17 protein-coding genes are annotated in these 24,559 nt (G+C 61.9%); 15 read left to right on the top strand and 2 right to left on the bottom strand.

The window, feature by feature from the left end; genetic code table 11:
• Nucleotides 1-115: 115 nt before the first annotated feature.
• Genes NW845_RS05030 through NW845_RS05020 form a run of 3 tightly spaced genes read left to right on the top strand, consistent with a single transcriptional unit; the run spans nucleotide 116 to nucleotide 2,879 of the window.
• Complete coding sequence (locus NW845_RS05030; protein ID WP_414364546.1) at nucleotides 116-427, top strand: DUF6825 family protein; 312 nt, start codon at nucleotides 116-118, stop codon at nucleotides 425-427.
• Nucleotides 424-2,160 (top strand): ABC1 kinase family protein, encoded by a 1,737-nt coding sequence (locus NW845_RS05025; protein WP_414377232.1) that lies wholly within the window; start codon nucleotides 424-426, stop codon nucleotides 2,158-2,160. Before NW845_RS05030 ends, NW845_RS05025 begins: the two co-directional genes overlap by 4 nt.
• On the top strand, nucleotides 2,160-2,879 hold the full coding sequence (locus NW845_RS05020; protein WP_414370259.1) for a Stp1/IreP family PP2C-type Ser/Thr phosphatase: 720 nt from the start codon (nucleotides 2,160-2,162) through the stop codon (nucleotides 2,877-2,879). Before NW845_RS05025 ends, NW845_RS05020 begins: the two co-directional genes overlap by 1 nt.
• 10 nt (nucleotides 2,880-2,889) lie before the next feature.
• Here NW845_RS05020 and NW845_RS05015 read toward each other — a convergent pair whose 3' ends face one another.
• Complete coding sequence (locus NW845_RS05015) at nucleotides 2,890-3,807, bottom strand: histone deacetylase (RefSeq protein WP_414370258.1); 918 nt, start codon at nucleotides 3,805-3,807, stop codon at nucleotides 2,890-2,892.
• A 117-nt stretch (nucleotides 3,808-3,924) separates the two neighbouring features.
• Here NW845_RS05015 and NW845_RS05010 point away from each other — a divergent pair, with 117 nt between their 5' ends.
• From NW845_RS05010 to NW845_RS04995, 4 genes are all read left to right on the top strand, one after another.
• A complete protein-coding gene (locus tag NW845_RS05010) occupies nucleotides 3,925-5,739 on the top strand; it encodes a protein kinase domain-containing protein (RefSeq protein ID WP_414377230.1) in 1,815 nt (604 codons plus the stop codon).
• Nucleotides 5,740-5,742: 3 nt separating this feature from the next.
• Complete coding sequence (locus tag NW845_RS05005; RefSeq protein ID WP_414377228.1) at nucleotides 5,743-8,079, top strand: transglycosylase domain-containing protein; 2,337 nt, start codon at nucleotides 5,743-5,745, stop codon at nucleotides 8,077-8,079.
• Between the two features lie 42 nt (nucleotides 8,080-8,121).
• On the top strand, nucleotides 8,122-9,993 hold the full coding sequence (gene uvrC / locus NW845_RS05000; RefSeq protein WP_414377226.1) for an excinuclease ABC subunit UvrC: 1,872 nt from the start codon (nucleotides 8,122-8,124) through the stop codon (nucleotides 9,991-9,993).
• Between the two features lie 85 nt (nucleotides 9,994-10,078).
• Nucleotides 10,079-11,752 (top strand): NAD+ synthase, encoded by a 1,674-nt coding sequence (locus tag NW845_RS04995; RefSeq protein ID WP_414377224.1) that lies wholly within the window; start codon nucleotides 10,079-10,081, stop codon nucleotides 11,750-11,752.
• 61 nt (nucleotides 11,753-11,813) lie between these two features.
• Here NW845_RS04995 and NW845_RS04990 read toward each other — a convergent pair whose 3' ends face one another.
• The gene (locus NW845_RS04990) at nucleotides 11,814-11,966 is read right to left on the bottom strand and encodes a chlorophyll a/b-binding protein (RefSeq protein WP_011429120.1); all 153 of its coding nucleotides are present in this window, start codon (nucleotides 11,964-11,966) and stop codon (nucleotides 11,814-11,816) included.
• Nucleotides 11,967-12,253: 287 nt separating this feature from the next.
• Between NW845_RS04990 and NW845_RS04985 the strand changes: the two genes are divergently transcribed.
• The 8 genes from NW845_RS04985 (at nucleotide 12,254) to NW845_RS04950 (ending at nucleotide 24,486) form a co-directional block, all read left to right on the top strand.
• The gene (locus NW845_RS04985) at nucleotides 12,254-12,481 is read left to right on the top strand and encodes a photosystem I reaction center subunit IV (protein ID WP_414362355.1); all 228 of its coding nucleotides are present in this window, start codon (nucleotides 12,254-12,256) and stop codon (nucleotides 12,479-12,481) included.
• A gap of 25 nt (nucleotides 12,482-12,506) precedes the next feature.
• Nucleotides 12,507-13,385 (top strand): DNA-formamidopyrimidine glycosylase, encoded by an 879-nt coding sequence (locus tag NW845_RS04980; protein WP_414377221.1) that lies wholly within the window; start codon nucleotides 12,507-12,509, stop codon nucleotides 13,383-13,385.
• A gap of 66 nt (nucleotides 13,386-13,451) precedes the next feature.
• A complete protein-coding gene (locus tag NW845_RS04975) occupies nucleotides 13,452-14,060 on the top strand; it encodes a pentapeptide repeat-containing protein (protein ID WP_414377218.1) in 609 nt (202 codons plus the stop codon).
• Between the two features lie 175 nt (nucleotides 14,061-14,235).
• Nucleotides 14,236-14,832, top strand: a complete 597-nt coding sequence (locus NW845_RS04970; protein WP_414377217.1) for a response regulator — start codon at nucleotides 14,236-14,238, stop codon at nucleotides 14,830-14,832.
• A gap of 174 nt (nucleotides 14,833-15,006) precedes the next feature.
• A complete protein-coding gene (hpsA, locus tag NW845_RS04965; protein ID WP_414377214.1) occupies nucleotides 15,007-21,909 on the top strand; it encodes a hormogonium polysaccharide biosynthesis protein HpsA in 6,903 nt (2,300 codons plus the stop codon).
• Nucleotides 21,910-21,966: 57 nt separating this feature from the next.
• Entirely contained in the window at nucleotides 21,967-22,731 is a 765-nt protein-coding gene (locus NW845_RS04960) for a prepilin-type N-terminal cleavage/methylation domain-containing protein (RefSeq protein ID WP_414377213.1), read from the top strand.
• A 55-nt stretch (nucleotides 22,732-22,786) separates the two neighbouring features.
• Complete coding sequence (locus tag NW845_RS04955) at nucleotides 22,787-23,905, top strand: PilW family protein (RefSeq protein WP_414377210.1); 1,119 nt, start codon at nucleotides 22,787-22,789, stop codon at nucleotides 23,903-23,905.
• Between the two features lie 5 nt (nucleotides 23,906-23,910).
• Nucleotides 23,911-24,486, top strand: coding sequence for a Tfp pilus assembly protein FimT/FimU (locus NW845_RS04950; RefSeq protein WP_414377207.1), 576 nt, complete (start codon nucleotides 23,911-23,913; stop codon nucleotides 24,484-24,486).
• The last annotated feature ends 73 nt before the right edge of the window (nucleotides 24,487-24,559 follow it).

Genomic DNA, 24,559 nt, shown 5'->3' with positions numbered 1-24,559 from the left:
ATTTGCCAAGCCGGTCGAGCCGATCATCCGACGCCGCTGGGGTGGATCGGCTTTTCGGCTTGGTTGGAGCAGGATTCGTTATAATTTGGGTGATGCTTCTTAACACTTGGGTTGCATGAAGAATCCAGTTGTACGGGCTTTTTTCGTCGGCAAGGCGGTGGCCGACGTGCTGCGAGAGCGCTTGGAGAGCACCTTCGCCGACATTGCTGGGGAAGTGGGCAAGGTGTGGGCGGAGCTCCAAGAGGGCTGGCAGACTTTTGCCCAGGATGTCATGGCCCGGGCTGAGGCGGAAGCATCGCTAGCTACCCAAGCAATAGTGCCGCCGCCCTTCAAGACAGAGGATCTGCAGGCAACCTTGGACGACCTACGGGCAGAGGTGGCGCAGTTGCGCTCCGAATTGCAGAAGTATCGGAGTCGAAACGCTTGAACGCCAGCACACTCCGATCCCGAACCTTTTTGGGATCCGAACCCGTCAAGCCCTATACCGCCTACCGTTGGGCCCGGGAAAACTACACCCGCTGGGGCCGCCTTCTGGATATTTGGCGATTTGTGCTCACCTGGCTGTTCTACCTCTGGCTGGATCAGCAGGCGTGGAGCTACGGGGGGCAGGCCACACCAGAGCGCAAGGCCAAACGCCGCCGCGCCAGAGCCATCTGGATCCGTGAGACGCTGCTCCACCTGGGCCCTACCTTTATTAAGGTGGGGCAGTTTTTCTCCACCCGCGCCGATCTCTTCCCCGCCGAGTATGTCGAGGAGCTGTCCAAGCTGCAGGATCGGGTGCCCGCCTTTGGCTACGAACAGGTGGCGGCCATCGTGCAGCAAGAGTTGGGCAAGCCGATTGAGCAGATCTACAGCTATTTCGATCCCACCCCTTTGGCTGCAGCCAGCTTGGGACAGGTACATCGCGCCAAGCTCAAGACTGGCGAAGAAGTCGTTGTCAAGGTGCAGCGTCCGGGCCTGACCCGCCTGTTCACGATTGATCTGGAGATCTGCCGCGGGGTCGCCGAGTTTTTTCAGTACCGCACCCGGTGGGGCGGGCCGGGCCGAGACTGGATCGGCATCTACGAAGAGTGCCGCCGCACCCTCTGGGAGGAAGTGGACTACCTCAACGAGGGCCGCAACGCCGACACCTTTCGCCGCAACTTTCGGGATATGCCGCAAATTGCCGTCCCCAAAGTGTACTGGCGCTACACTTCCCCCCGCCTGCTGACGCTGGAATACCTGCCGGGGATCAAGATCAGCGACTACGAAGCCCTGAGTGCGGCGGGGCTGGATCGCAAGATTTTGGCCCGCTTGGGGGCAGAGGCCTATTTGCGGCAACTGCTCAAGGACGGCTTTTTTCACGCCGATCCCCACCCTGGCAACATTGCCGTCAAGCCGGATGGCACGCTGATCTTCTACGACTTCGGCATGATGGGGCGCATTCGCCCCGGCATCAAGGAAAAGCTGATGGCCATGCTGGCGGCTGTGGTGGCCAAAAATGCCGACCTGGTGGTGGCCTCGCTGGTGGAGCTGGGGGTGCTGGTGCCCACCGCCGATCTGGCGCCGGTGCGTCGCTCGGTGCAGTACATGCTGGATCACTTTATGGATAAACCCTTTTCCAGCAACCCAGGAGAAATCTCCGTGGCGGCCATCAGCGAAGACCTCTACGAGCTGGCCTACGATCAGCCGTTTCGCTTTCCCGCCACCTTTACCTTCGTGATGCGGGCCCTGACCACGTTGGAGGGGCTGGGAAAAGGGTTGGATCCGGAGTTCAATTTTCTGGAAGTGGCCAAGCCTTTCGCGGAGGAGCTGATGAACGGCAGCAGACCGGAGACGGAGACTCTGCTAGCCCAGGTCAGCCGCCAGGCGGCAGAGTTCACCAGTAGCAGCCTCAGCTTGCCCCGCCGTCTTGAATCGACCTTGCGCAAGTTGGAACAGGGGGAACTGCGCCTGCGGGTTCGCTCGAGCGAGGCAGAGCGCCTGATGCGCCGGCTGAACAACACCGGCCTGGGCACCATTTACGCAGTGTTGTTTGCAACCTTTTTTCTCAGCGCAACCCAGCTATTTTTGGCCGGGCATGCTACTTTAGCGATTGTCACCCTGGCTTTGGCCGTTCTCGCCGCCTTGGCGCTGGTCAGGGTACTCTTAAAGGCAAATGGATCAGAGCGACTGATGTGATGCGACGATATGCCTGCGCTACGGATCCAGGCAAGGTCCGCAGCAGCAATCAGGATGCCTACTACTGTGATCCAGAAGGACGTTACTTCATCGTTGCTGATGGCATGGGAGGGCACGCTGCTGGGGCAACGGCTAGCTTGTTGGCTGTCGAGACCATCCGGGCCTATCTGGATCGAGGCTGGAAAAACGTGCCGGCACCCAAGTTGCTCAGCGAAGCGGTAGAAGCAGCCAACGAGGCCATTCTGAAAGACCAGCGGGAAAACCCAGAGCGGGCAGACATGGGCACCACCGTGGTGGTGGCTATGGTGGATCCCCACAACAACTGCTGGAGTGCTCACATTGGCGACTCCCGCCTCTACCGCCTGCGCGGATCCCAGATGCAACAGATGACGGAGGATCACACCTTGGTGGCTCGCTCGGTTCGCCAAGGGGAGTTGACGCAAGAGCAAGCCCGCGTCCACCCCTGGCGACATATTCTCGAGCGCTGCCTGGGCCGGCCCGATGCGGGGCCGCCTGCTGTGCAGCCAATTACAGTTTGTCCGGGGGATCGCCTGCTGTTGTGTAGTGACGGGCTCACCGAAGAGCTGGATGACGAGGCTATCGCCGAGTATTGCCTGCAGGTAGAGGACTTGGAGCAGCTCCCCCGCAAGTTAATCGAGGCGGCCAAAGAGCGGGGCGGGCGAGACAACATCACGGTGGTGATCGCCGAATACGCTTAGTTGTGCCCTTCTAGAGGCAGTATTGCCGGTAGACCTCGCCAGCGGCGCGGTGCAGCAGCGAGTGGCGGTACACAAGGTGGGCAAGGTCTTTGCCATAGCCGCCGCCGATAACGCAGGCAACGGGGTAGCCTCGCTTTAAGCAGGTGTCCAGCACCTGCATGTCGCGGCGAAACAGCCCCTCGTCGCTGAGGGCCAGCTTGCCCAAGAGGTCTTCGCGGTGGGGATCCACCCCCGCGTCGTAGAGCACCAGATCGGGGCGCACCTGGGCCAAGAGATCCGGCAAGTGGTCGGCCAAGATTTGTAGATAGGCTTCGTCTTCCAGGCCCACCGGCAGAGGCACGTCCAGGTCGCTCTGTTGTTTGGTGGCCGGGAAATTGGCGGCGCAGTGCATGGAAAAGGTAAACACCCGCGGCTCGGAGCGGAAGATCCAGGCGGTGCCGTCGCCCTGGTGCACATCCAGGTCGACAATCAGAACCTTGTGCACCAGCCCCTGCTGCAGCAGGACTTGGGCGGCAATGGCCAGGTCATTGAAAATACAGAAGCCGGCGCCGTAGGTGGGAAAGGCGTGGTGGGTGCCGCCGGCGGTGTTGCAAGCCAGGCCGTGGCGCAGGGCCAACTGGGCGGTCAGGACGGTGCCGCCCACGGCTCGACAGGTGCGCCGCACCAGCTCAGGGCTCCAGGGCAGGCCGATGCGCCGCTGCAGCTTGGCCTCCAGGGATCCCTCACAGTAGGCCCGCACGTACTCTGGCGTGTGCACCGATTCGATCCAGGCCAGGGGAGGCAACTCCGGCTGGTGCACTTGCTGAGGGCGGATCACCCCTTCCCGCAGCAGTAGCTCGTGCAGGAGGCGAAATTTTTGCATGGGAAAGCGGTGGCCCGGCGGCAGGGGGGCGCTGTAGTCGGGGTGGTAAACAACGGGCAAAGACATTCAAGGCAACCGGATCGACGAGGGTGGGCATGGCCTATTGGGGCCCCAGTGCTTATGGTAGAGGTAGCCTACTCTTGCCAGGGCCCTGCTCTCTTCTCTGTATCGTCGCCATCCCCTATGTTCACTTCCTCGGATCCCTTTTTGGATCGCCTCTTGGCCCAGCGCTATCGCCTCACCCATCTGCTGGGGCAAGGAGGCATGGGGCGGGTCTATTTGGCCCAAGATCTGCTCTTTGGTGGGGTGGAAGTGGCTATTAAGCTGCTCTCCCAGCCGGCGATGGACGAGCAGGCCCGCCTGCGCTTTGAGCGGGAAGCGAAAGCCTGCGCCGCTTTGGGCCAAAAGAGCCTGCACATTGTCAAGGTGAGCGACTACGGCATCACTACCGATGGGGTGCCCTTCTATGTGATGGAATACCTGAACGGCCAAACCCTCAAGGATATTCTGGCGGCGGGACCTCTGCCTCTGGAGCGCTTTTTTCGCCTGGCCCGCCAAATTGGCCTGGGGCTCAAAGCGGCCCACGAAGGGATCCTCTTGGAAGGGCAGCGGATCCAGGTCATCCACCGCGACCTCAAGCCGGCCAACGTGATCGTGGTGGCCGACGAGAGCTTGGGGGAGCTGGCGAAGCTGGTGGATTTCGGCATTGCCAAGTTGCTCAACACCCGGGAGTCGCTGAGCCTCACCCACGCCTACCTGGGGACGCTGGCCTACTCCTCCCCAGAGCAATTGGAAGGGTTGCCGCTGGATGCCCGCTCCGACATCTACAGCTTCGGGATCATCCTCTACCAGATGGTGTCGGGCCAGATGCCCCTCCAGCCCACCACGGAATCTTTCCCGGGCTGGTACCAGGCCCACCACAAGCAGCGCCCCCTGCCTCTGGAAGAGCTGGGACTGCCCGCTGGCCTCTCCGACCTCATCCTCAGTTGTTTGGCCAAAGATCCGGCTGCCCGTCCGCCCACGGTGGCCAATGTGTTGGCAGAGCTGGAGCGCATCCAAGCCGGGATCCGAGGTTCCGCCCCTGTTGCCTTTCCATCGCCAGGGATCCGTGGCGCCTCGCTTCGGGATCCTGCTCCTTTAGCAACAGCCGGCACGCTGCGTCTCAGGCCCGTGACAAGGGCCACTGCGGCGGAGAACAGGGGATCCCTGCTCCTCTTCCTGATGGGCGGGCTGCTGGGCTGGGCCCTCGTGAGTTGGCAGTTGGGACGGTTTCTGCAGCGCCCTGCGGCTCCGGTGATCTCCGGCTCTCGCCCCTCGCCAGCTCCCACGGAGTTAGAGGATGAGCGCCCAGGAGCGGATGCGCAGCCCGATACGGCCCCTGAACCTCTTGCTCTGGAGCGGGTCAACGGCGGTGCTGCCCAGGACGCCGGCAAGAGGGAGCGGGATCCGGCGCCGGAGCTGGAGCCCTACAGCGGCAGCGGGCCGGTGTTGCGCGCCTTCCCTCTCCAGACTTCCCGCGAGGTGGTGCGGGCCGCCCTGGGATCCCCCAGCCAGCAGGGGCGGGGCGCTTGGCCCAACACCGTGTACGACCTGTACCGCTTGGGCGGCATGAACTTGAGCCTCACCTACGACGAATCCAGCCTGGCGCTGCAACAAATCGAGGCCACCGTTGCCGACGACGTGCCCGCTCCGCAGGCGGAAGGGCTGCTGGAAGACATGCTGCAGGCCCCCTTGCCCCCCCAGTTGCAGCGAGAACTGCAGGCGGTGCGGGAAAACCGTTCTGAGCGCGTCCAGTTCCGTGTCGGCCCTTGGTCTGGCCTTGTCGAGCGCACCCCCCAGGGCCACCTCTACCTGGCCGTTTGGGATCCCCCGCCCAGCCCTTCACCTTCCCCGCCCACCGTCCCCGTTGCCCAGCCCCGTCCGGCCCCCGCCGGACCTCCTCCCGGCCAGACCCTGCAGGAGCTGCTGCGCCGCTCACGGGAATTGCGGGGAGATTGAGCCATGTCTGCTTCCGAAGACAAGAATCCTGTGCTGGGCACCGTCGCCCGCTTCTTCAAGACCCTGGCGAGACCCTTTCCGGTCGGGCCTACGCTTCTCCTCAAGCCCGCCGAGCCTCCTCCCCCCAAGCGCCCGGTGCGCCTGCGGATCACCTGCCCAGGAGAGCCCCCCCAAGTGGTCACCCTGCAGGGATCCGACATTCTGGGTCGCAGCCAGACGGTGGCCACCATCCGCATCCGCGCTCCTGCGGTGAGCCATCTGCACGCCCGCATCCGTCCGCGTCCGGGCTGGCGTCTGCCCGGCCTGGGGTGGCGGATCCCGTTGCCCCCAATTCTCTACTGGCTGGGGTGGAACGCCGGTCGCTACCAACTGGAAGATCAAGACTCCACCAACGGCGTCTTTCGCCTCAAGCCCTTTGGCGGCGCCGAGCGGGTGCGGCGAGTGATCCTGCGCCATGGCCAGCGACTCAGCCTTGGCCCGCCCCGGGATCCGGAGAGCGTGTTCATTCAGGTGTTGGATCCACCGCCGCCGCAGGTGTACGGGGTGCGCGCCTGCCTGATCCTGATGGCGCTCTTGGGGCTGGGGGTGAGAATTTGGATCGGCCATGAGTGGAGCAAGTTCTCAGTAGAACCGCCGCTCGCCGCCGATCGCAACCCCCTCATCGTCCTGGCCGGGGATCGGCAAACCGAACTGCGCCGCCACCAGGGGGATATCTATCGGGAGCTGCCCAACCTGGAGGCCTTCGGCCCGATTCTGCCCAAAGTGGTGGTGGCCGCCGAAGATCACCGCTTCTACTCCCACTTCGGGGTCGATCTGCTGGGCATTGCCCGCGCCTTTTGGGTCAACCTGCGCTCCGGAGAGGTGCAGCAGGGGGGCAGCTCCATCAGCCAACAACTGGCCCGCACCGTGTTGCGCGACTACACCGGCTCAGGCAACACCTTTGGCCGCAAGCTGCGGGAGGCTGTTGCCGCCCTCAAGCTGGAGCGGCGCTACAGCAAAGACGAAATCCTCACCCTCTACCTCAACAACGTCTACTTGGGCAACGGCATCTACGGCTTTGAGACCGCCGCCCAGTTCTACTTCGGGATCCCCAGCCGCCAGCTCAGCCTTTCCGAAGCCGCCACCCTGGCCGCCATCCTGCCTGCTCCCAATGCCTTCAACCCCATCGCCAACTACGATGCCGCCGTGCGGGGCCGGGATCGGGTGTTGGATCGCCTCAGCGAGCTCCAAGTCTTCCCAGAAGAGGAGATTCGGCGGGCCCGGCGCAGCCGCCTCACCCTCAACCCCAATCTGCGCTCCCAGACCTCGACGGTTGCCCCTTACTTCTACAGCACCGTCTTCCAGGAGCTGCGGCAGCTTCTGGGCCAAGACCTCTCGGCAGAGGGCAACTTCATCATCGAGACCACACTGCATTTGCCCTACCAGCGGCTGGCGGAGCAGGCCCTGGCCCAAACGGTGCGCGAGGCGGGCTCCCGCCTGGGCTTCAGTCAGGGTGCCTTGGTCAGCCTCGACAGCCGCAACGGTGAAATCCTGGCCTTAGTAGGTGGGATCGACTACAACGCCAGCCCCTTCAACCGGGCTACCCAAGCCCAACGGCAGCCGGGATCCACCTTCAAAGTCTTCACCTACGCCGCCGCCCTCAGCCAGGGGATCCCGCTTTCGCAGGTGCTCTCCTGTGAGCCGCTTACTTGGGGCAACCTCACCTTTCAGGGCTGCCGCTCGGGAAGTGCCCCCATGGACTTGGCCCGCGGCTTGATCCTCTCCGAAAACGTAATCGCCCTGCGGCTGGCCCAACAGGTGGGGCTGGAGCAGGTGGTGGCCATGGCGCGGCAAATGGGGATCCAATCCCCCTTGCAGCCCTATCCTTCCCTGGTACTCGGCACGATGGAGGTGAACCTGCTGGAGCTGACCGCGGCCTTTGCTCCTTTGGCCAATCGCGGCCTTTGGTCCAGGCCCCACACCATCCGCCGCATCTTGGATAGCAGCGATTGCGCCAACCCCGAAGACTTTCGCACCTGCCGCGAGATCTACCCAGGCCGCGAGGATCCCCGCTCGCAGCGGCTGGTTTTGTCGGCAAGCGTCGCCCAGCAGATGACCGCTGTATTGCAAGGCGTGATCCGCTCCGGCACCGGCACTGCCGCTCGCCTTGGGATCGGAGAAGCGGGCAAAACCGGCACCACCACCGCCAACAAGGATCTGCTCTTTATCGGCTACACACCCAACCCGCCTCTGGTAACCGGCATTTGGCTGGGCAACGACGACGCCGGCCCCACCCGCGGCAGCAGCAGCATTGCCGCCCAAACTTGGAGAAACTACATGAGCCAAGTCATCACGGAATAAAAACCTTGGGATCCCTGGCTTTGCCTGTTGGAGCGAAGCTGTATGACTGTCCCTCTGATTCAAAACCCTGATGTTCTAGAAAGCCGACTCAAGGAGATTCCCACCGAACCTGGTGTCTATTTGATGCGAGATGCCACCGACCAGATTCTCTATGTGGGCAAATCGAAGAAGTTGCGATCTCGCGTGCGATCCTATTTTCGCTTTACCGGCGACTTGCCTCCTCGCATTCAGCGCATGGTGGTTCAGGTTTGCGAGATCGAGTTTATCGTAACCGATAACGAAAGCGAAGCCCTAGCCCTGGAAGACAATCTCATTAAAACCTATCAGCCGCCCTATAATGTTCTCCTCAAGGAGGAAAAAAAATACCCCTACTTGTGCATTACGTGGTCAGAGCCTTACCCTCAGATTTACATTACCCGCCACCGCCGTCTCAACCAAAATCAAGATAAGTACTACGGGCCCTATACCGATGTGGGCCTGCTGCGCTACACCCTCGGCCTGGTGAAGCGCATTTTTCCCTTGCGCCAGCGTCCCAAGCCCCTTTACAAAGATCGCCCCTGTTTGAACTACGACATCGGGCGTTGCCCTGGTGTCTGCCAAGGCTTGATCAGCCCGGAGGAGTATCGCAAGACCGTTGCTCAAGTGGCGATGATCTTCCAGGGGCAGACGGACGAGCTTATCCGGGAGTTGAAGGAGAAAATGGCCCAGGCAGCCGAGCAAGAAAATTATGAGGCGGCGGCGCGGTACCGGGATCAAATTCGTGGCCTAGAACAACTGGGCGAATCCCAGAAGGTGTCTTTGCCCAACTCTACCATCAGCCGCGATGCCCTGGCTTTGGCTATGGATGACTCGCGAGCTTGCATCCAGTTGTTTCAGGTGCGGGTGGGCAAGTTGGTGGGACGGCTGGGGTTTATTGCTGAAAACCGTGGCGACGACCCGGCTCTTATTTTGCAGCGAGTTTTGCAAGAGCATTACCAGTACTGCGACCCGGTGGAAATTCCCTCGGAAATCTTGACCCAGTACGAGCTGCCGGATCGCGATTTTCTTGAGTCTTGGCTAAGCCAAAAAAAGGGGCGCAAGGTCAGTCTCCTTGCCCCCCAGCGGCAGAGCAAAGCGGAGCTAATTGAACTGGTGGAGCGAAACGCCCGGCTGGAGCTAGCCCGCAGCCAGCGCTTGGCAAACCGGGAGGCAGAGGCGCTGGAACGCCTGGCAGAAGTTTTGGATTTGCCGGCAGCTCCCCGCCGCTTGGAAGCCTACGACATTTCCCACCTCCAGGGATCCGATGCGGTGGGCAGCCAGGTGGTGTTTATCGACGGCTTGCCAGCCAAGCAGCACTACCGCCGCTATCGGATCCGCAACCCCGAGGTGCGGCCCGGCCACTCCGACGATTTTGCCAGCCATGCCGAGGTGGCGCGGCGTCGCTTCAGCAAAATGACCCCTGAGGATCAGCCGGACTTGGTGCTCATTGACGGCGGTAAGGGGCAATTGGCGGCAGTCATGGCTGTCTTGGCAGAGCTGGGCCTGGATCACCTGCCAGTGATTGCCCTGGCCAAGCGGGAGGAAGAGATCTTTCGGCCCGGGGATCCGCTGCCGCTGCGGCTGCCGCCCCAGGATCCGGCCCGCCTGCTGTTGCAGCGCCTCCAAGATGAGGCCCACCGCTTTGCCCTAGCCTACCATCGCCAGCAGCGGCAGCTACGCCAACAGGCTTCTGTCCTGGAGGAGATCCCTGGCCTGGGCAAGCAGCGCCAAAAGCTGCTAATGGAGGCGTTTCGCTCCCTTGCCCGCATTCAAATGGCCACAGAAGAGCAGTTGGCCCAGGTGCCAGGTATTGGCCCCAAGCTGGCCCGCCAGATTTACCGCTACTTCCATCCAGAAGCCGAAACAGAGTCGCCAGCAACAGCAGAAGGGGGGTGAAGGGCCAAACTTAACGATTCATGCTGGCCTATCATCGTGGAGTCTGCCATTTGCCGGGCAACCGTTCTCGGCCAAGGGGATCCAAGTGAAGGTAGCGCTGTTGCAACTCAACTACACCGTTGGCGATCTCAGCGGCAATGCTGAACGCATCCGTGCGGCGGTCGAGGCAGCGGCGGCGGCAGGAGCGGAGCTGGCCATTACGTCTGAGCTGGCCCTGTTGGGGTACCCACCCCGGGATCTGCTGCTCTATCCGGCCCTGATCGAGAGGGCGGGCCAAGTTTTGCAGCAGTTGGCTGCCCGGCTGCAGGAGAGCATTCCGGTGGTGGTGGGATCCGTGCAGCCCAACCCTCTGCCGGAGGGGCGGCCCCTCTACAATGCGGCAGCCTGGCTGGAAAGGGGGCAGATCCGCCACTGGTTCCAGAAGTCGCTCCTGCCCACCTACGATGTCTTCGACGAGGATCGCTACTTCGAGCCGGGATCCCCACCCCAACCCATTGAGTACCGGGGCCGCCGACTGGGCTTTACCATCTGTGAAGACATCTGGAACGACCGCGACTTCTGGCAGCACTGCCGCTACCACCGCGATCCAGTAGAAGAGATGGCCCGCTGCGGCGCCGATTTGCTGATTAACCTTTCCGCCTCCCCTTTTAGCTTGGGCAAGCAAAAATTGCGGGTGGAGATGCTCGGATCTCTAGCCCGCAAGCACGCCCTGCCCATCCTCTACGTCAACCAGGTGGGAGGCAACGACGACCTCATCTTTGACGGGGCCAGTTGCGCCCTAGATGGCCGAGGCCGGCTGGTGGCCCAAGCTGCTGCTTTTGCGCCGGATCGGCTCATCGTGGATGTGGAGGCGCTGCTCCATCCCCGTGATGAGGAACCCAGCCCGCCGGGATCCCGCTGGCCAACAGAGCCGGAAGCGGAGCTGTACGAAGCCTTGGTTTTGGGCACCCGCGACTACGTCAGCAAATGTGGCTTTCGCGAGGTGTTGCTGGGCCTGTCGGGAGGGATCGACTCGGCTGTTACTGCCGTCATTGCCGCCGACGCCCTAGGGCCAGAGCGGGTGCTGGGAGTGCTCATGCCCTCTCCCTATTCCAGTCCCGGCAGCCTGACGGACGCTTACCAACTGGCGCAAAACCTGGGGATCCCGACCCTGAAGCTCCCCATTCACGCGATTATGGAAAGCTACCAACATCTCTTGGCCGAGCCTTTTGCTGGCCTCCCCCCCGACATTACCGAAGAGAACCTGCAGTCCCGCATCCGCGGCACCCTGCTCATGGCCCTCTCCAACAAGTTTGGCCGGCTGCTTTTGACCACGGGCAACAAGTCGGAGCTGGCAGTGGGCTACTGCACCATCTACGGGGATATGTCCGGTGGCTTGGCGGTGATCTCCGATGTGCCCAAAACCTGGGTCTACCGCCTGGCCCGCTGGATCAACCGGCAGCAGGAGCGGATCCCCCTTCCCATCCTCAGCAAGCCCCCCTCGGCAGAGCTGCGGCCGAACCAGCGAGATAGCGACAGCCTACCCCCCTATGACGTGCTGGACGCCATCCTGCAGCGGCACGTTGAACAGCACCAATCCGCTGCCGAGCTGGTGGCCCAAGGGTTTGATCCCGATACCGTACACCAGGTGCTGCGGCTGGTGCAAAATGCCGAGTTCAAGCGCCACCAGGCTCCTCCAGGACTGCGGGTCACTGACCGGGCCTTTGGCACTGGCTGGCGCATGCCCATTGCCAAACGCCAGGAAGGGATCTGTTTTTGATTTTGCCTTCACCCCCGGCCCCTCTCCCTCAGGGAGAGGGGGGTTGCCGCAAGCCAAGTTTCTAGATCAGCCCCAGCCAGGAGGCGACGCCTTGGCCGGTCACCGCTTCGATGACAATGGCCAGGACAAAGCCAATCATGGCTGCGCGACCGTTGAGACGCTCGGCATATTCGTTAAAGCCAAACTTGGGCTCAGACAGGTTGGGGTTGGACATAAGAACCTCCGCTGTGTGCTTTGGAGCAAAAAGAGTGGAATCTGTAAAGAATGAAAACAAGAATGCCACCCACCCTTCAGTATAGTTTGCATTTCTTTACGAATGCAAGAAAGAAGCTGCCGATGACCAGTGTTCCGGTTGAGGACAAGAGCCAGGTTCCTAGGTGCGGCGTTTCATCTCTCCTCCCTAGCCCAGAACGGCAGGGATCCCTGTTACAAAAGTTCGGAAATCGCAGCCTTCCCACCGACTAGGGTAATCTGAAGTGCAGGTCAACGGAGAAAACCCCTATGGCGATTCAGCGTGGTGCCAAAGTCCGTGTGTTGCGGAAAGAATCCTACTGGTATCGGGATGTGGGAACGGTGGCAGCGGTGGATACCAGCGGCATCCTCTACCCGGTGATCGTTCGCTTTGACAAGGTTAACTACTACAACATCAACACCAACAACTTCCGCGAGGACGAGCTGGAGGTGGTGGAAGAGCCCAAGCCCAAAGCCAAAGCTACCTCTGCCAAGTAAACCAAGCTTTTGGCCTTCCTGTCCTGTGCCCGAGCTGCCCGAGGTTGAAACCGTCAGGCGGGATCTGCAGCGCCTTACTCTAGGTCTGCGCATCCTGGCGGTGGAGGTGCTTCTCCCTCGCACCGTGGCCTACCCTGGCAAAGAGGAGTTTGAGCAGGGGCTGGCTGGTACCTGTTTGACCCAGTGGCAGCGGCGAGGCAAGTATCTCTTGGGATCCCTGGACTCCGGAGCGGTTCTGGGTGTGCATCTGCGCATGACCGGGCAACTGCTCTGGGTTCAGGGATCCGCGCCTTTGCCGGTTCATACTCGCGTCCGGCTGCGCCTGGAGCAGGGGTGGGAGCTGCGCTTTGTTGATCTGCGCACCTTTGGCCAGATGTGGCTGGTGCCCGCCGGGGTGGAGCCGGAGACGGTGATCCCCGCCCTGCAGAGCTTGGGGCCGGAGCCGCTGTCGCCGGCCTTTTCAGAAATCTATTTCCAAGCTGCTTTGCAGAAGAGCCGCCGCCCTATCAAAACTGCCCTGCTGGATCAGGGCCTGGTGGCGGGGGTGGGCAACATTTACGCTGATGAGGCCCTGTTTTTGAGCGGTATTCACCCTTTGACGCCCGCCTCGCAGCTTTCCGACGCTGCCAAAAGCCGCCTGCGGCAAGCTTTGATCGAGGTGTTGCGGGTTGGGCTGGAGCAGCGGGGCACCACCCTGCGTGATTACCGGGATCTGCGTGGGATCAACGGCAACTATCAAGGTCAAGCCTGGGTGTACAGTCGGGAAGGGGATCCCTGCCGCCTCTGTGGCACCCCCATTCAGCGGCTTAAGCTGGCGGGCCGCTCAGCCCACTTTTGCCCCCGCTGCCAGCCGCCCCAAGGCCAGGTTGCAACTGGATGGCGGATCCCCCGCGAACAGCTATAGTTCTGGGTTGATCTCCAGCTCCCCTCTCCCAGAGGGAGAGAGGCCGACGGTGAGGGAGGGATCCCGGTGAAAAAGGTGGTAGGGCCTCGGTCTTGGGGCGTCTTCGGCGGGATAGCTTTGTGGGGGATAGGGATCCCGGCACTTCCTGTTTTTGCCCAACTGGAGCTGGATGCCCAACTGGGCCGATCCCAAGTTGTTGCCCCCAGCAAAGATTGCCCCGCCTGCGACCTGACGGGAGCCGAGCTGCCAGGCGTGGATTTGTGGGGGGCTAACCTCAAAGAAGCCATCCTCAAGCAGGCCAATCTGCAAGCTGCCAACCTCTCCCAGGCAATCCTCAACTTGGCCGATTTGCGCGGCGCCAACCTAAGCAGCACGGATCAGGGAGGGGCCTTTCTGTGGGAAGCGGATCTCAGGCAAGCCAACCTGCAGCAGGCCAATCTCACAGGGGCTAACCTTCAGGTAGCCAACCTCAGCGGTGCCGATTTGCGCGGGGCCATTCTCGCTGGCGCCGACCTGACAGGAGCCAACCTACACCAGGCCGATCTGCGCGGGGCCGACCTGCGGGGAGCTTTTCTGGAGGGAGCGGATCTAACTGGCGCCTTGTACAACGCCCAGACCCAACTGGATCCCACCTTTAGCCCCAGCGCCCACGGCATGGTCTTTGTGAAAAACTAGCCCCCCTCTCCCTTGGGGAGAGGGGCTGGGGGTGAGGGAGAGGGGCTGGGGATGTTCGCGTTAGCGGCGCGGAGCGCTTGGGCAGCTCCCTCAGGGAGAGGGGCTGGGGGTGAGGGCTAGCTCCCTCTTTTGGGCAGATTAAGCTTAGCCCCCTTCCTGGCCGGGATCCCCTGCCATGAGTTCCCCTGTGCGAGTTCTGATTGCCGACGACCATCCCCTATTTCGGCTGGGGCTAAAGTTTGCCCTGCAAGCACAAGGATTTGAGGTGGTGGCCGAAGCGGAGACGGGATCCCAGGCCGTTGAGTACTGCCGCCACAACCCTCCCGACGTGGCCATTTTGGATGTGCGCATGCCGGATGGAGACGGGATCCTGGCCTGCCAGCAGATTGTTGAGCTGGGCCTGTCAGTGGTGGTGGTGATGATGACCACCTTTCAGGAGCCGGCCTTGGTCGAGGCAGCGCGACGAGCGGGGGCCAAAGGCTACCTCTCCAAAGAAACCGACCCGGCGGAGCTGGCCCGCGTCATTCGGCAAATTCTGGCCACTCCCCATCAAGACTGGCTGCCCACCCCCCAAGCGCTGCCCAAGCTCACCCCCCGCGAGCTGTGCGTGTTGCAACTGATGAAGGAGGGCCTGGCCAACAAGCAGATTGCCCGCCGCCTGGGCCTCAGCATCGAAACCGTGAAAGAATACGCCAGCGCCGCCTACCGCAAGCTGGACGCCACCGACCGCGTCACCGCCCTGCTCAAGGCGCAACAACTGGGAATTCTCTAAGTACAAAGCCCCTATCCTCCTCCCCTCTCCCTCAGGGAGAGGGGCCGGGGGTGGTCGCGTGAGCGGCGCGGAGCGCTTGGGCAGTCCGGCGTTTCCCCCCAGAGGTGGGGATGCCTGCAATCCGGATCCCTTGCATACTGTTGCTATCTTGGCAGCCTTTACCCGCGTACGGCTATGTCTGCTCCTTCCCCACTGTTGCTCAAACTTGCCCTGCGTCTGCTTGGCTCTCTGAAGATCCCGGTGGATCGGCGCAGGATCCGCGAGCGTGGCTTTGTTCTACCGGTCGCCATCTTGATTGTGCTGGTGTTGAGCTTGGTAACGGTGGGCCTGCTCACCCGCTCCACCCAGCGCAACATCCAAACCCAGGTGGAACGGGCGGGGCAGACGGTTAGCCGACAACTAAACGCCGCCATCGACCGGGCGCGGGCCAAGATCGACTACCTGGTGCGGGATCCCCGCCTGCCCGCCGGCGCCCCCACCGATGCGCAGTTGGCCTCTGCCCTGCTCAACGACGGCAGCATAGTGCCTGCAGAGCAGCAGGATCCCTACACTCTGCCCGATGAAAACCGCTTCCTGCTGAGATACACGGCCAACGTGCCAGATTCCCAGGATCCGGTTGAGCGACAGTCACCGGCCTGGTGGTTCTTGGTGGACACCGACAACAACGGCGTCAATGACTCAGTTACTGCCTATACAATTCTTCATAATCGCCGTGCGCCGGTGACGGGCCAGAAGGAACAACAAGGCTTTGAGACCAACATCAGCGATACAGAGCGGGCGCATCGGTTGCTGATCCGCAGTGGCCCCCTGCAAGGGTCGGTCCTGACCCCCTGTACCCACAAAGCCGCCGAGCAGACCGCCAACCCCAACGTGGGAGACTGGTTCCAGGCGGGATCGGCGCTGTACAAGCCTTTCCAGGTCTTTGCCGTCACCCTGCCCATTCAAGGCGCCGACTCCACCACCCGCGCCATCTCGGCTTTGCAGTTCCAGCAGGATCAGCGGCGGGATCTCCTCAACAAGTGGGGGGCCTTCAGCCGCGGTGACCTGGAGTTCTTCTTCACTCCCCCCTACAACTGGAACGGCGCCATCTACGCCGGCGGCAGCCTTTTCTTCCGCTATCGCTCCACCAACTCGTTCCGGGCTTTCACCATCAGCTCGGAGCAATCCTGCTTCTACATGCCTGTAGATAACTCGGAGATTACTGCCTTCGGAGAGCTGGTGGCAGGGGCTATTGGCTACGCCGGCCAGGAGGTGAGCGATAGCCTGGTTTTCGATGTGCACTCCGGCGAGCAAGACGTAGCACCGAGGGTGTCGGTCAGTCTAAACAACCTGAACTTTGACTCGGTGCAAAACACGGTAGAGCCGGAGAGTGTGGCCCTGGATCCGCTGGAGCTCCACCTTTTCGGCCGCATACGCACCCGAGGAAATTACCAGCAAGACGCGGGTGAATGGGCAAAATCTCCCCTCAACGCCAAAAAGGATCCCAACCCCGGACGGATCAAGGCTGGCGGTTTTCAGGCCAGTCCCGACCAGGTCTGCCCGCCCTACGTGGACGATGTCTATCGGGCCGACAACCGCTTTGGGCCCAAGGCCAGCTACGAGCGTCCGCCCGTGACGCCTGACCCGCAGAAGGGCTGTAACGTGCCCACCTTTGCCGAAAAGTTCAACGCCAGGGCAGGTGACACAATCCCGTCTGAGGCCAAAAATGAGCTGGGCGAATCCCTCACCGAAGACAACCCACCCGCAGGCGCACTTGCCGAGGTGGGGCTGGATGGCTACTGGGAGCGGCGGGCCCGCGTGGAGGGCTTGCGGGTGATCGTGGGGCAGCGCCTGGAGCTGACCCGCACCGACTCTTTGCCCTTGCCACTGGTGCCCCCTGGTGATCCCAATGATCCTGATCCTGATCCCACCAAGCTACAGGCCATTTTCATCAGCAACGAGGCGCGGCAGCGCCTAACCCTGCGGGATAACCCGGCGGCGGTGCAGGCCACGGCGGTTTACCACTACAGCCACCAAGATGGGCGCTTCCCCATCGCCTGCCTGGCCACGGTGGCCCACCCCGGCACCCCTTGGAGCTTGCAGCGGGCTTCCACCTTCCCCGCCGGCGATCAGACCAATCAACTGGGCATCAACTTCTTCACCGGCGAGGGCACCAACGTCTGGGAATATGACCCTGAGCCGATGAAAGATTGGCTGCGGCCTGGGACGCCCCTGTGGACGGCGCTAACCAATCTGGCCAATTTTGCCGGCGACCCCGACGGGGCCTATCCGCCCAAGCAGGAGGCGGGCCGCATCCACCCGGATCCGTTCATCACCGCCTTTGGCAACTTCTCCGAGCTGCGGCGGGTGATCGATACGGTTAACAACGGCACGCCTGTCGAAGAGCTTAGCCTGGCCGACCAGACCACGCTGCAGACGGCGGGCTGCATGTTGGGCATGCTGGCCGACAACATTCTGCGTATCTGGGATAAAGCCACTGGTAGCAAACCTGATCCAGAAGCTCAGATCCTTTGGAAGGACATCAAAGCCAGCCGCAAGGGCAAGCTGGATGACCCTGAGCGCAACCGCTTCTACCTGCCGCTGCGCTACATTTTCCCTGACACGACCGAAAACAACACTGACTTTTTCGACGACCAGGATCCTCTGGAGAGCGAGCGGAGGGATGCATATAAGCCATTTGATGGTGAGAGTTGGGTACCGGAGGCAACCTATCGAGCCCTGTGCGATCCCAGAAATTCCGGCTGCAACTTGGAGGAGCTGGATGACTTGAAGCTGATCAGACTCCAGCCCCGCAAGAAGATCAACGAGTGGGTATTGCCCAGGGCCTCAACCTCCTGCCCCAACAGCACCCTACTCGGTGGCAACCATCCCAACAGCAACCAGATGGAGCTGATCCGAGTAGTCGGCGACCAGTGCTATCGCGTGCCCTTCAAAGATTCGGTGTTTTACGATGGCCGCGAGGCAATGGCGGTGCGGGCCCTCAACATCGACCTGGCCCTTTTGACCAACAACGTCCCGGGGCAGGACAACGGCTTGATCAACGGAGATACTTGGCTGCCTGCCGGCGTGCAAGAAGGCCGCGAGGGGGGTATTTTCTACGCCTTCCGGGAAGATGCGGTGCGAGAGGATGCCATTGCCCGCCCGCCTTTGACCAACTTCGCCGCCTATCAAACTGCCTGGCAAGCGGCAAACGCCCGTGGCACTCTGGCCAGCGTTATGAATGCCGGTCAGCCTGGTCGCAACCAACCGGTCGGCGATCCGCCTGTCTCCAACGAGGGCCTCAGTCCCAAACCGGTGGACTACTACCCCGATCCGGATCGGCGGCCCTATGGCTTCCGGCTGCGCAATGGGGCAGTGCTGGCCCGCGGCGGGTTTAACCTCGATGAAGCCGTCTTCGGCCTCTCTTTCGTTTCCGACAACCCCGTCTACATCCAAGGGGACTTTAACCTGCACCGGACGAGGGGAGGCGATCCGCTGGAAGAGTTCAAGACTCTCCTCAACTTCGGATCAGACGGCCTTTACAGCAACTTCTACGGGCGACTCCGGAGGAACGAAGACCGGCGCTTTGCCCGGGCAGCGGAGGATCTCTGGCGACCCACTGAGATCATAGGCGACTCGATCAATATCCTCTCCGCCGATTTCTGCGATGGCAGCATTGACGATGGCTTTGTCCAGGATGGCACCCTCAATGGCGGCGGCAGCAGCTTTGTGGCCAACCGCGACTACCAGGGCAACCCACAGCGGGCCTCGGCTCCTCGCCGCAACGACTACTACGGCTGCAGCGGGCCAAACCTCGGGGCCAACACCTCCTTCCTCAACCAGGCGCTGGTGATCCGCGGCAACAACTGGCCGGCTCCGGATCCGAATAACAATGGCGCTGGTGTTCTGCGCTTCGACAACACCAACGGGGCCCAGAACTTGGGTGACAACACCAACCAGCCCGGCTGGCCGGATGTGTTTGCCCGCGACACCCTCTTTGCCCGCCGCGACAGCACCGATCCCAACTCCAATGAAGCCGACCGGACAGTAGGTCGGGGCGTGCCTGAGGTGCGGCAGTTGCGGGCGCCAGATAGGGACTATGCCAACTTCGGCGTGCGCATCTCCGCCCTGGGCAACCCGGTGCTGGATACCTCCCGCTGGGTGATGGTGGCTCCCATCGGGCCCTGCCCGAACCCTGGCGGCGCTGGCCTGCTGGCCGAGTACTACAACGGCTGGATCACCAGCCCGCGGAACCAGTACGACCCCAATACGGGGTTTGCCAGCACTGGCGCTGTAGGCCCTTTGCTCTCGAATGCTCAAAATAAAAACCTGCCCTACCTGCGGGCGGTGCGCTGGCCGGATCCAGTGTTCCCGGCCCAGGGGGTGCCGGATGCCATCGGTCAATACAACAACGGCTACACCAGCAGTGCGCCCCGCTGCAATGTAAATAGCAACAACAACAACGAACGCTGGGCCTGCGTGCGCGACGCTATCGATGATCCAAGTAAACTAGAACTCTTTGCCCGCAGCGGCCCTGGTTTCCCCTCGTGGGGTGGCTTCCAGTACCAGTTCGGTAGCAGCACGGATCTGAATTCAAGGTCTCCCTTCAAGCGGAGGCTGTACAACAAGCTCCCCGAGTGCAACGACAGTTCTTCTTTGTCTGACATTCTGCAGCCCCTTTGCCGCCTGTCGGTGCCGTTGCCTCCTGCCAGTCCGGATCGCCGGGATCGCGGCGACTGGTTCTGGATGCCCAGTTGCGGAGAGCCCGATGGCAACAATGGTTTTACGAATTTGCTGACCGATGCAGATGAGCTTAACTTTCCGAGTGGGTTCAACTTCTGGCGCTCCTGCTGGCGGCGCAGAAGCGGTGTATCTGGCAGTGGCAACAACAACGGCAACGATTTCTTCGTCGTCCGCTGGGTAGGGGAGCTCTATCCCCGCTGGCCGGGCCTGCAGAGCTACCACATCCTCGATGGTGATGATGGCGTGCGGTTGATCATCCGGCGGCGGGAAGGCTCCGATGCTACTTTTGGCGTTCCGGACGGCAGTCCCCTCAGCCTAGGGCCGAACGCGGCAGGTGCCGAGGCCTGGTCAGATGGCAGCGGCAAGCAGGTCACCCTGCGCTTGGAGCTGGAGTGCGCGCCTGCACAAGGGCCTTCTCCTTACCTGGTGGAGATCCAGACCTATGAAAACACCGGCACTGCGCGATTGCGCTTTGCTACCCGCGATGGCAGCGATCAGGAAAACTATGACCTGCGCTACCTGAAGCCGCTGGAGCCGAAGAACAAACCTTGCCTGCCGAGCGGAACTCCAGCGAATAATCAGGCTCTCTGCTCCAACCCGACGCCGACGCCCACACCCCCGCCGACGCGGACACCGACGCTAACCCCAACGCCGACGCGGACACCCACGCCGACGCCGACACCTCCTCCTATCGACACCTTTGTGCCGGATGCTCCCGGCAAGAGCCCCTTGGGCGAGTGGATGGCGGCCAAGCCCAACACGGTGGAGCTGCGCCCCGTGGGCGAAGTTCAAGCCGAGCCGGAGCCGGAGACGATCAGCGTCCACGACGTGGCCCAGGTTGCCGATGAAGGCGTAACCATTGCCCTAGAGCCGCGGCTTTCGCCGGTGCTGGAGGTGAAAGCAGGGGTGCCCAAGCCGCCCAAGTGGCCCAACCCTGCCGAAGCCCTGCAGGCCGCCTTCAACTGGATCTTCGGCGAGCCGGCCCACGCCGCCCGCAACGGCCTGAAGAGTAACTTGCTGCTCCTCCAGATCGCCAACCCCAGCAAAGAGCCGGGCATCCGCCCTGCTGAAAGCAACGCTTCACCTCCACCGATTGCCGGCGACCCGGCTCCAGGCGGCGATGGCTGGGCACGGCGGCTGCGGCGCCGGTTGCTCAACAAGGATCCAAACGATCTAAAAGTCCGCTGCGACTCTGAGGAGAAAGTCGGCCCCGATGGCGGCTTCTGGGTGCCGGGGGTGTTCCGCCCCAACTTCAACGACCGCTTCCGCTACGAGGCCTACACGGGCCGCAGCCGCCCCAGCACGTTGCGTACCAATGACGGCAATGATCCCACATTCATAGATCTCAACAACGATGGTGTCCTGGATCCGGGCGAGACTAATGTAGTGGATCGGGATCCGCTGTTTGGGGTGAATTTGATTCCTGAAAACCCAGGGAACCCAATTCAACTGGAAATCCAACCCCAAATGGCGCTCAACCCCTACGCCCGCGTCAAAGACGCTGCGGCCCAGGGCTACCGCGCCGACTCCAAGTACGCGGACGGCTACTACATCGACGATAGGGGCGATGAGGACAGCGAAAAAATCCGCAACGGCCTGTGCTTCTACGTCAAGCCCAACGGCAACACCATCCAGGTGCAAATCGACCGCAACGGCGGCGATAACGATGGCCTAGTGTGGGTGGATGTGGAGCCCTTTACCCTGGATCTGAACAAGCCCACCACGGGCTTTGCTGGCAACAACCCGGTGCTGGGCGTGATCCTGGACGAGGTGACGCGGCGACCCATTCCCATTCCTCACTTCCAAGAGCTGGCCTCCACCACTGTGAGCCAGCGCCGCCGCAGCGAAGACGGCAGCCAAAACTGGCAACTGCAGCCGGCCCGAGAGACGCGGGTCAACGCGGTGGCCGTTAGCGGGGTGCTTCCGTCGCGGCTGCATCAAACCGCCGGCGGCATGCACAACTTCCTACGCCTCAATGAGATGTGGAGAGGTACCAACCTCTTCTTCAGCGGCTCGATGATCCAGCTCAACTACAGCACCTATGCCACCGGCCCCTTCCTGCAGCACAGCTTCGAGCCGCCCAACCTGGTGCAGGATTCAACCTTTGTGCGCGGCTACGACTACTACTTCCCACCTCGTCGCCGCTTCGGCTACGACGTGGGGCTGCAGATTGCTCGCCGCCCTGGCGCTGTCTCCAGCCGCTTCCAATTCCCCTCCAACGCGCGCACAGAGTTCCTGCGGGAGCTGGATCCACAAGATCCGTATGTGCGGCGGCTGCGCTGCGCGCTCCAGGATCAGCCGGATGTGCCGTTGGATCCGTCTGCCCAGATTGGCGGCTGCAATGAGTTCAACTGATATTGACCCGTCCCGTCAGGGGTAGATTCAAGGTAGGGGCGAAATAGGGAGGGATCCATGGGCAAGGGTCGGCTTCGGTGGCAACTGGCAGCAGAGGGCTTTACCCTCATTGAGGTGTTGGCTTCGGTGGTAATCGTGGCCTTGGCCATGGCCGCCCTAGCCCCCACCCTCACGGTGATTGCCTACCGGCGGGCCATGAGCGAGCGGGTGGAGCTGGCCAACCGCCTGGCCCAGGAGGAGGTGGATCGCATCCGCACCCTGGTGGATATCGAGCTGTTGGCTGCTCCAAGAGCTTTTCAGGCTCCGGAGCAACAGGCTCGTCTGCCCAGAGTGGGAGAAGACCCGCTGGCCAACACCCCACCCCCTGACGAGATGCCCGCCGATGCAAATGACGGCAACTACACCCACAAAGACAACTATTCCCTTCGCCTGGCGCAAGTTCAAGTGCCGGGGCGGAATCCGGAAGAATACGTCATCCAAACCTTCCGCGATGAGGGAGCGCCCTGCATCGACCGGCAGGCAAGAACGGTTATTGAGGGGGTGCCCTGCAGCTTTCGCCTGGGCGTGCGGGTTTACCACCGCTTTTCTTTTGATCCAAACACGCGCCAAGCGCTGCCTGGGTTGGGAACGGAGCTGGTTTCGGCCAACCAAAACTTGGCCAATGCCGATGTCTGGCTCTTTCCCCTGGCCACCTCCTTTGTAGAAATTAACCCCGCCGCCAACTTGGGAGATGTTTGCCGGCAGATAGCCATTACCAAAGGTGAGGATCCCAGGGAGAGGTGCCGGGCTTTCCCCTTGCCTGTCGGTCCTGTTGAAACCTGAGGCAGAGCCTGAGTTCCTGCCCGCAAAACCTGTTGCAAGATGGGGGTGTTGCCCTATGTTTTTCAGGATCTTTCGCCGCCGAGCCAGCAGAGGGTTTACCCTCATCGAGCTGTTGGTCTCGCTGCTGATTGCCTCCATCTTTCTCCTGGCCACCGCCATGATCGTCATCGAGACGATGCGGCTGGATCGGGAAGAGACGGGCCGCACCCAGGTGCAGGCGGAGCTAACCCAGGCCATGGAATATATCCAGCAGGATCTGGCAGAAGCTCTCTACATTTACAACGACACCGAACAGCCCAACGGCGACGGGATCCCGGATGTTATCCAGCGGCTCTACACGCCAGGCTGGATCCGCCGCCCCGATGACGCTATCCCGGTTGTTGCCTTTTGGAAGCTGGAACCGATCCCGCGGGGATGCTACGCGGGCAACCCCACCTTGCAACAGGTTCGCGAAGGCCGTGCTACCTTACCTGCCCAACCACCCCCTGGGTTCCCGCTCACAAACGGCAAAAATGCGGATTGGGACACGCTGGTCGGCCGCCGCGGCATTTACACTCTGGTGGTGTACTACCTGCGCCGCAACTACAACAACGCCGGCAACCCAACAGGGGACACTCCCTGGGAAGGCAACGCGCGGATCGAGCGTTTTGAGTTACGCCCCCTCAACACTCAGGGTCAAAATGACTGCGCTGGGCGCAGCCCGTTCTTTGTTGAAGATCCCGATCCGTTCCGGGAAGGTTTCCTTGCTTGGCCTTCCGAGCAGGCCCGAGCACGCCAGATCCCCATTGCCAGCAGGGCGGATGGCCCCCGCCTGATAACTCTGGTCTCCAACATCTTCAGCAGCCGGGAGGGGAGTCCGCAGGTTGCACCCGCTTGCCCGCAGGGCTATGCCTTTGGCGGTGGCAAACCCAACGGCGTCACCTTCTCAGGGTTGGCAGATAACCAGAACGACGTGGGCTTCTACGTCTGCGTGCGGCGCAGCCCCGGCGCCGACCGACCCCAGGATGTGGTCATCAACATCACGGCCACGGCCATGGAGCGGGCCAACCCCGGCCTCTTCCGTCGCTACATTGAGGATGCCACCAGCGTCGATATCTCAGAGGTGTCGCGCTACCTGCTGCCGCTGCAAACTCGGGTTCTTGCCCGCGGTGTTATCAACCGTCAACTCTCCTAGGGGGAATGTCCACCATGTTGGCCTTGGAGAAAAAAACCATTGGCCCGGCGCGGCCGCTTCGATCCCAGGGCTTCACGCTGATAGAAGTCCTGGCGGTGGTGGTCATTATCGGCATTGTGGCCGGGCTGGCCGTCCCTTCCGGAATCAACATCTGGGCGCGCATCCAATTGGAGGACGCACAAAACAAGGTGGAGCGAGCCCTGCGCACCGCCCGCGCCAACGCCAGAGCCTCTCTCCAAGGCCGCGCTTGGGTGGTTGAAATCGACAACTCAGATCCGAGTGTCCCCACGCTGGTGATCCAAGACGAGGAAGGCCATTGCGATGAGCCGATCCCGTGCCAGCGGGTGCGCCTGAATAATTTTGTAACTGTAACTGGCACCTTCGACAACGAAAGAAGGATGGCCGTTTTCGACTCGGAAGGGCGGGCGCGTCAGTTGGGGCGCTTTGTGGTTAGCAGCACCTACTCCCAGGGCGAAAACCGCTGCGTGGTGGTGAGCACTTTGATCGGCACTCTCCGCAAGGACAACAGGCCAGAATGTGGCAACGTCGCCAACGAGGCAGAGGAAGGACAGTTGGGGTAGGATAGTCAGGCTGTTCATCCCGGCTCATTGCACTCACCCCCGGCCCCACGCCCAACCCGACGTAGAGATTAAA

Source organism: Synechococcus sp. H60.2 (genome assembly GCF_047462315.1).
GTDB lineage: Bacteria > Cyanobacteriota > Cyanobacteriia > Thermostichales > Thermostichaceae > Thermostichus.
This window is presented reverse-complemented; position numbering and strand designations above follow the sequence as displayed.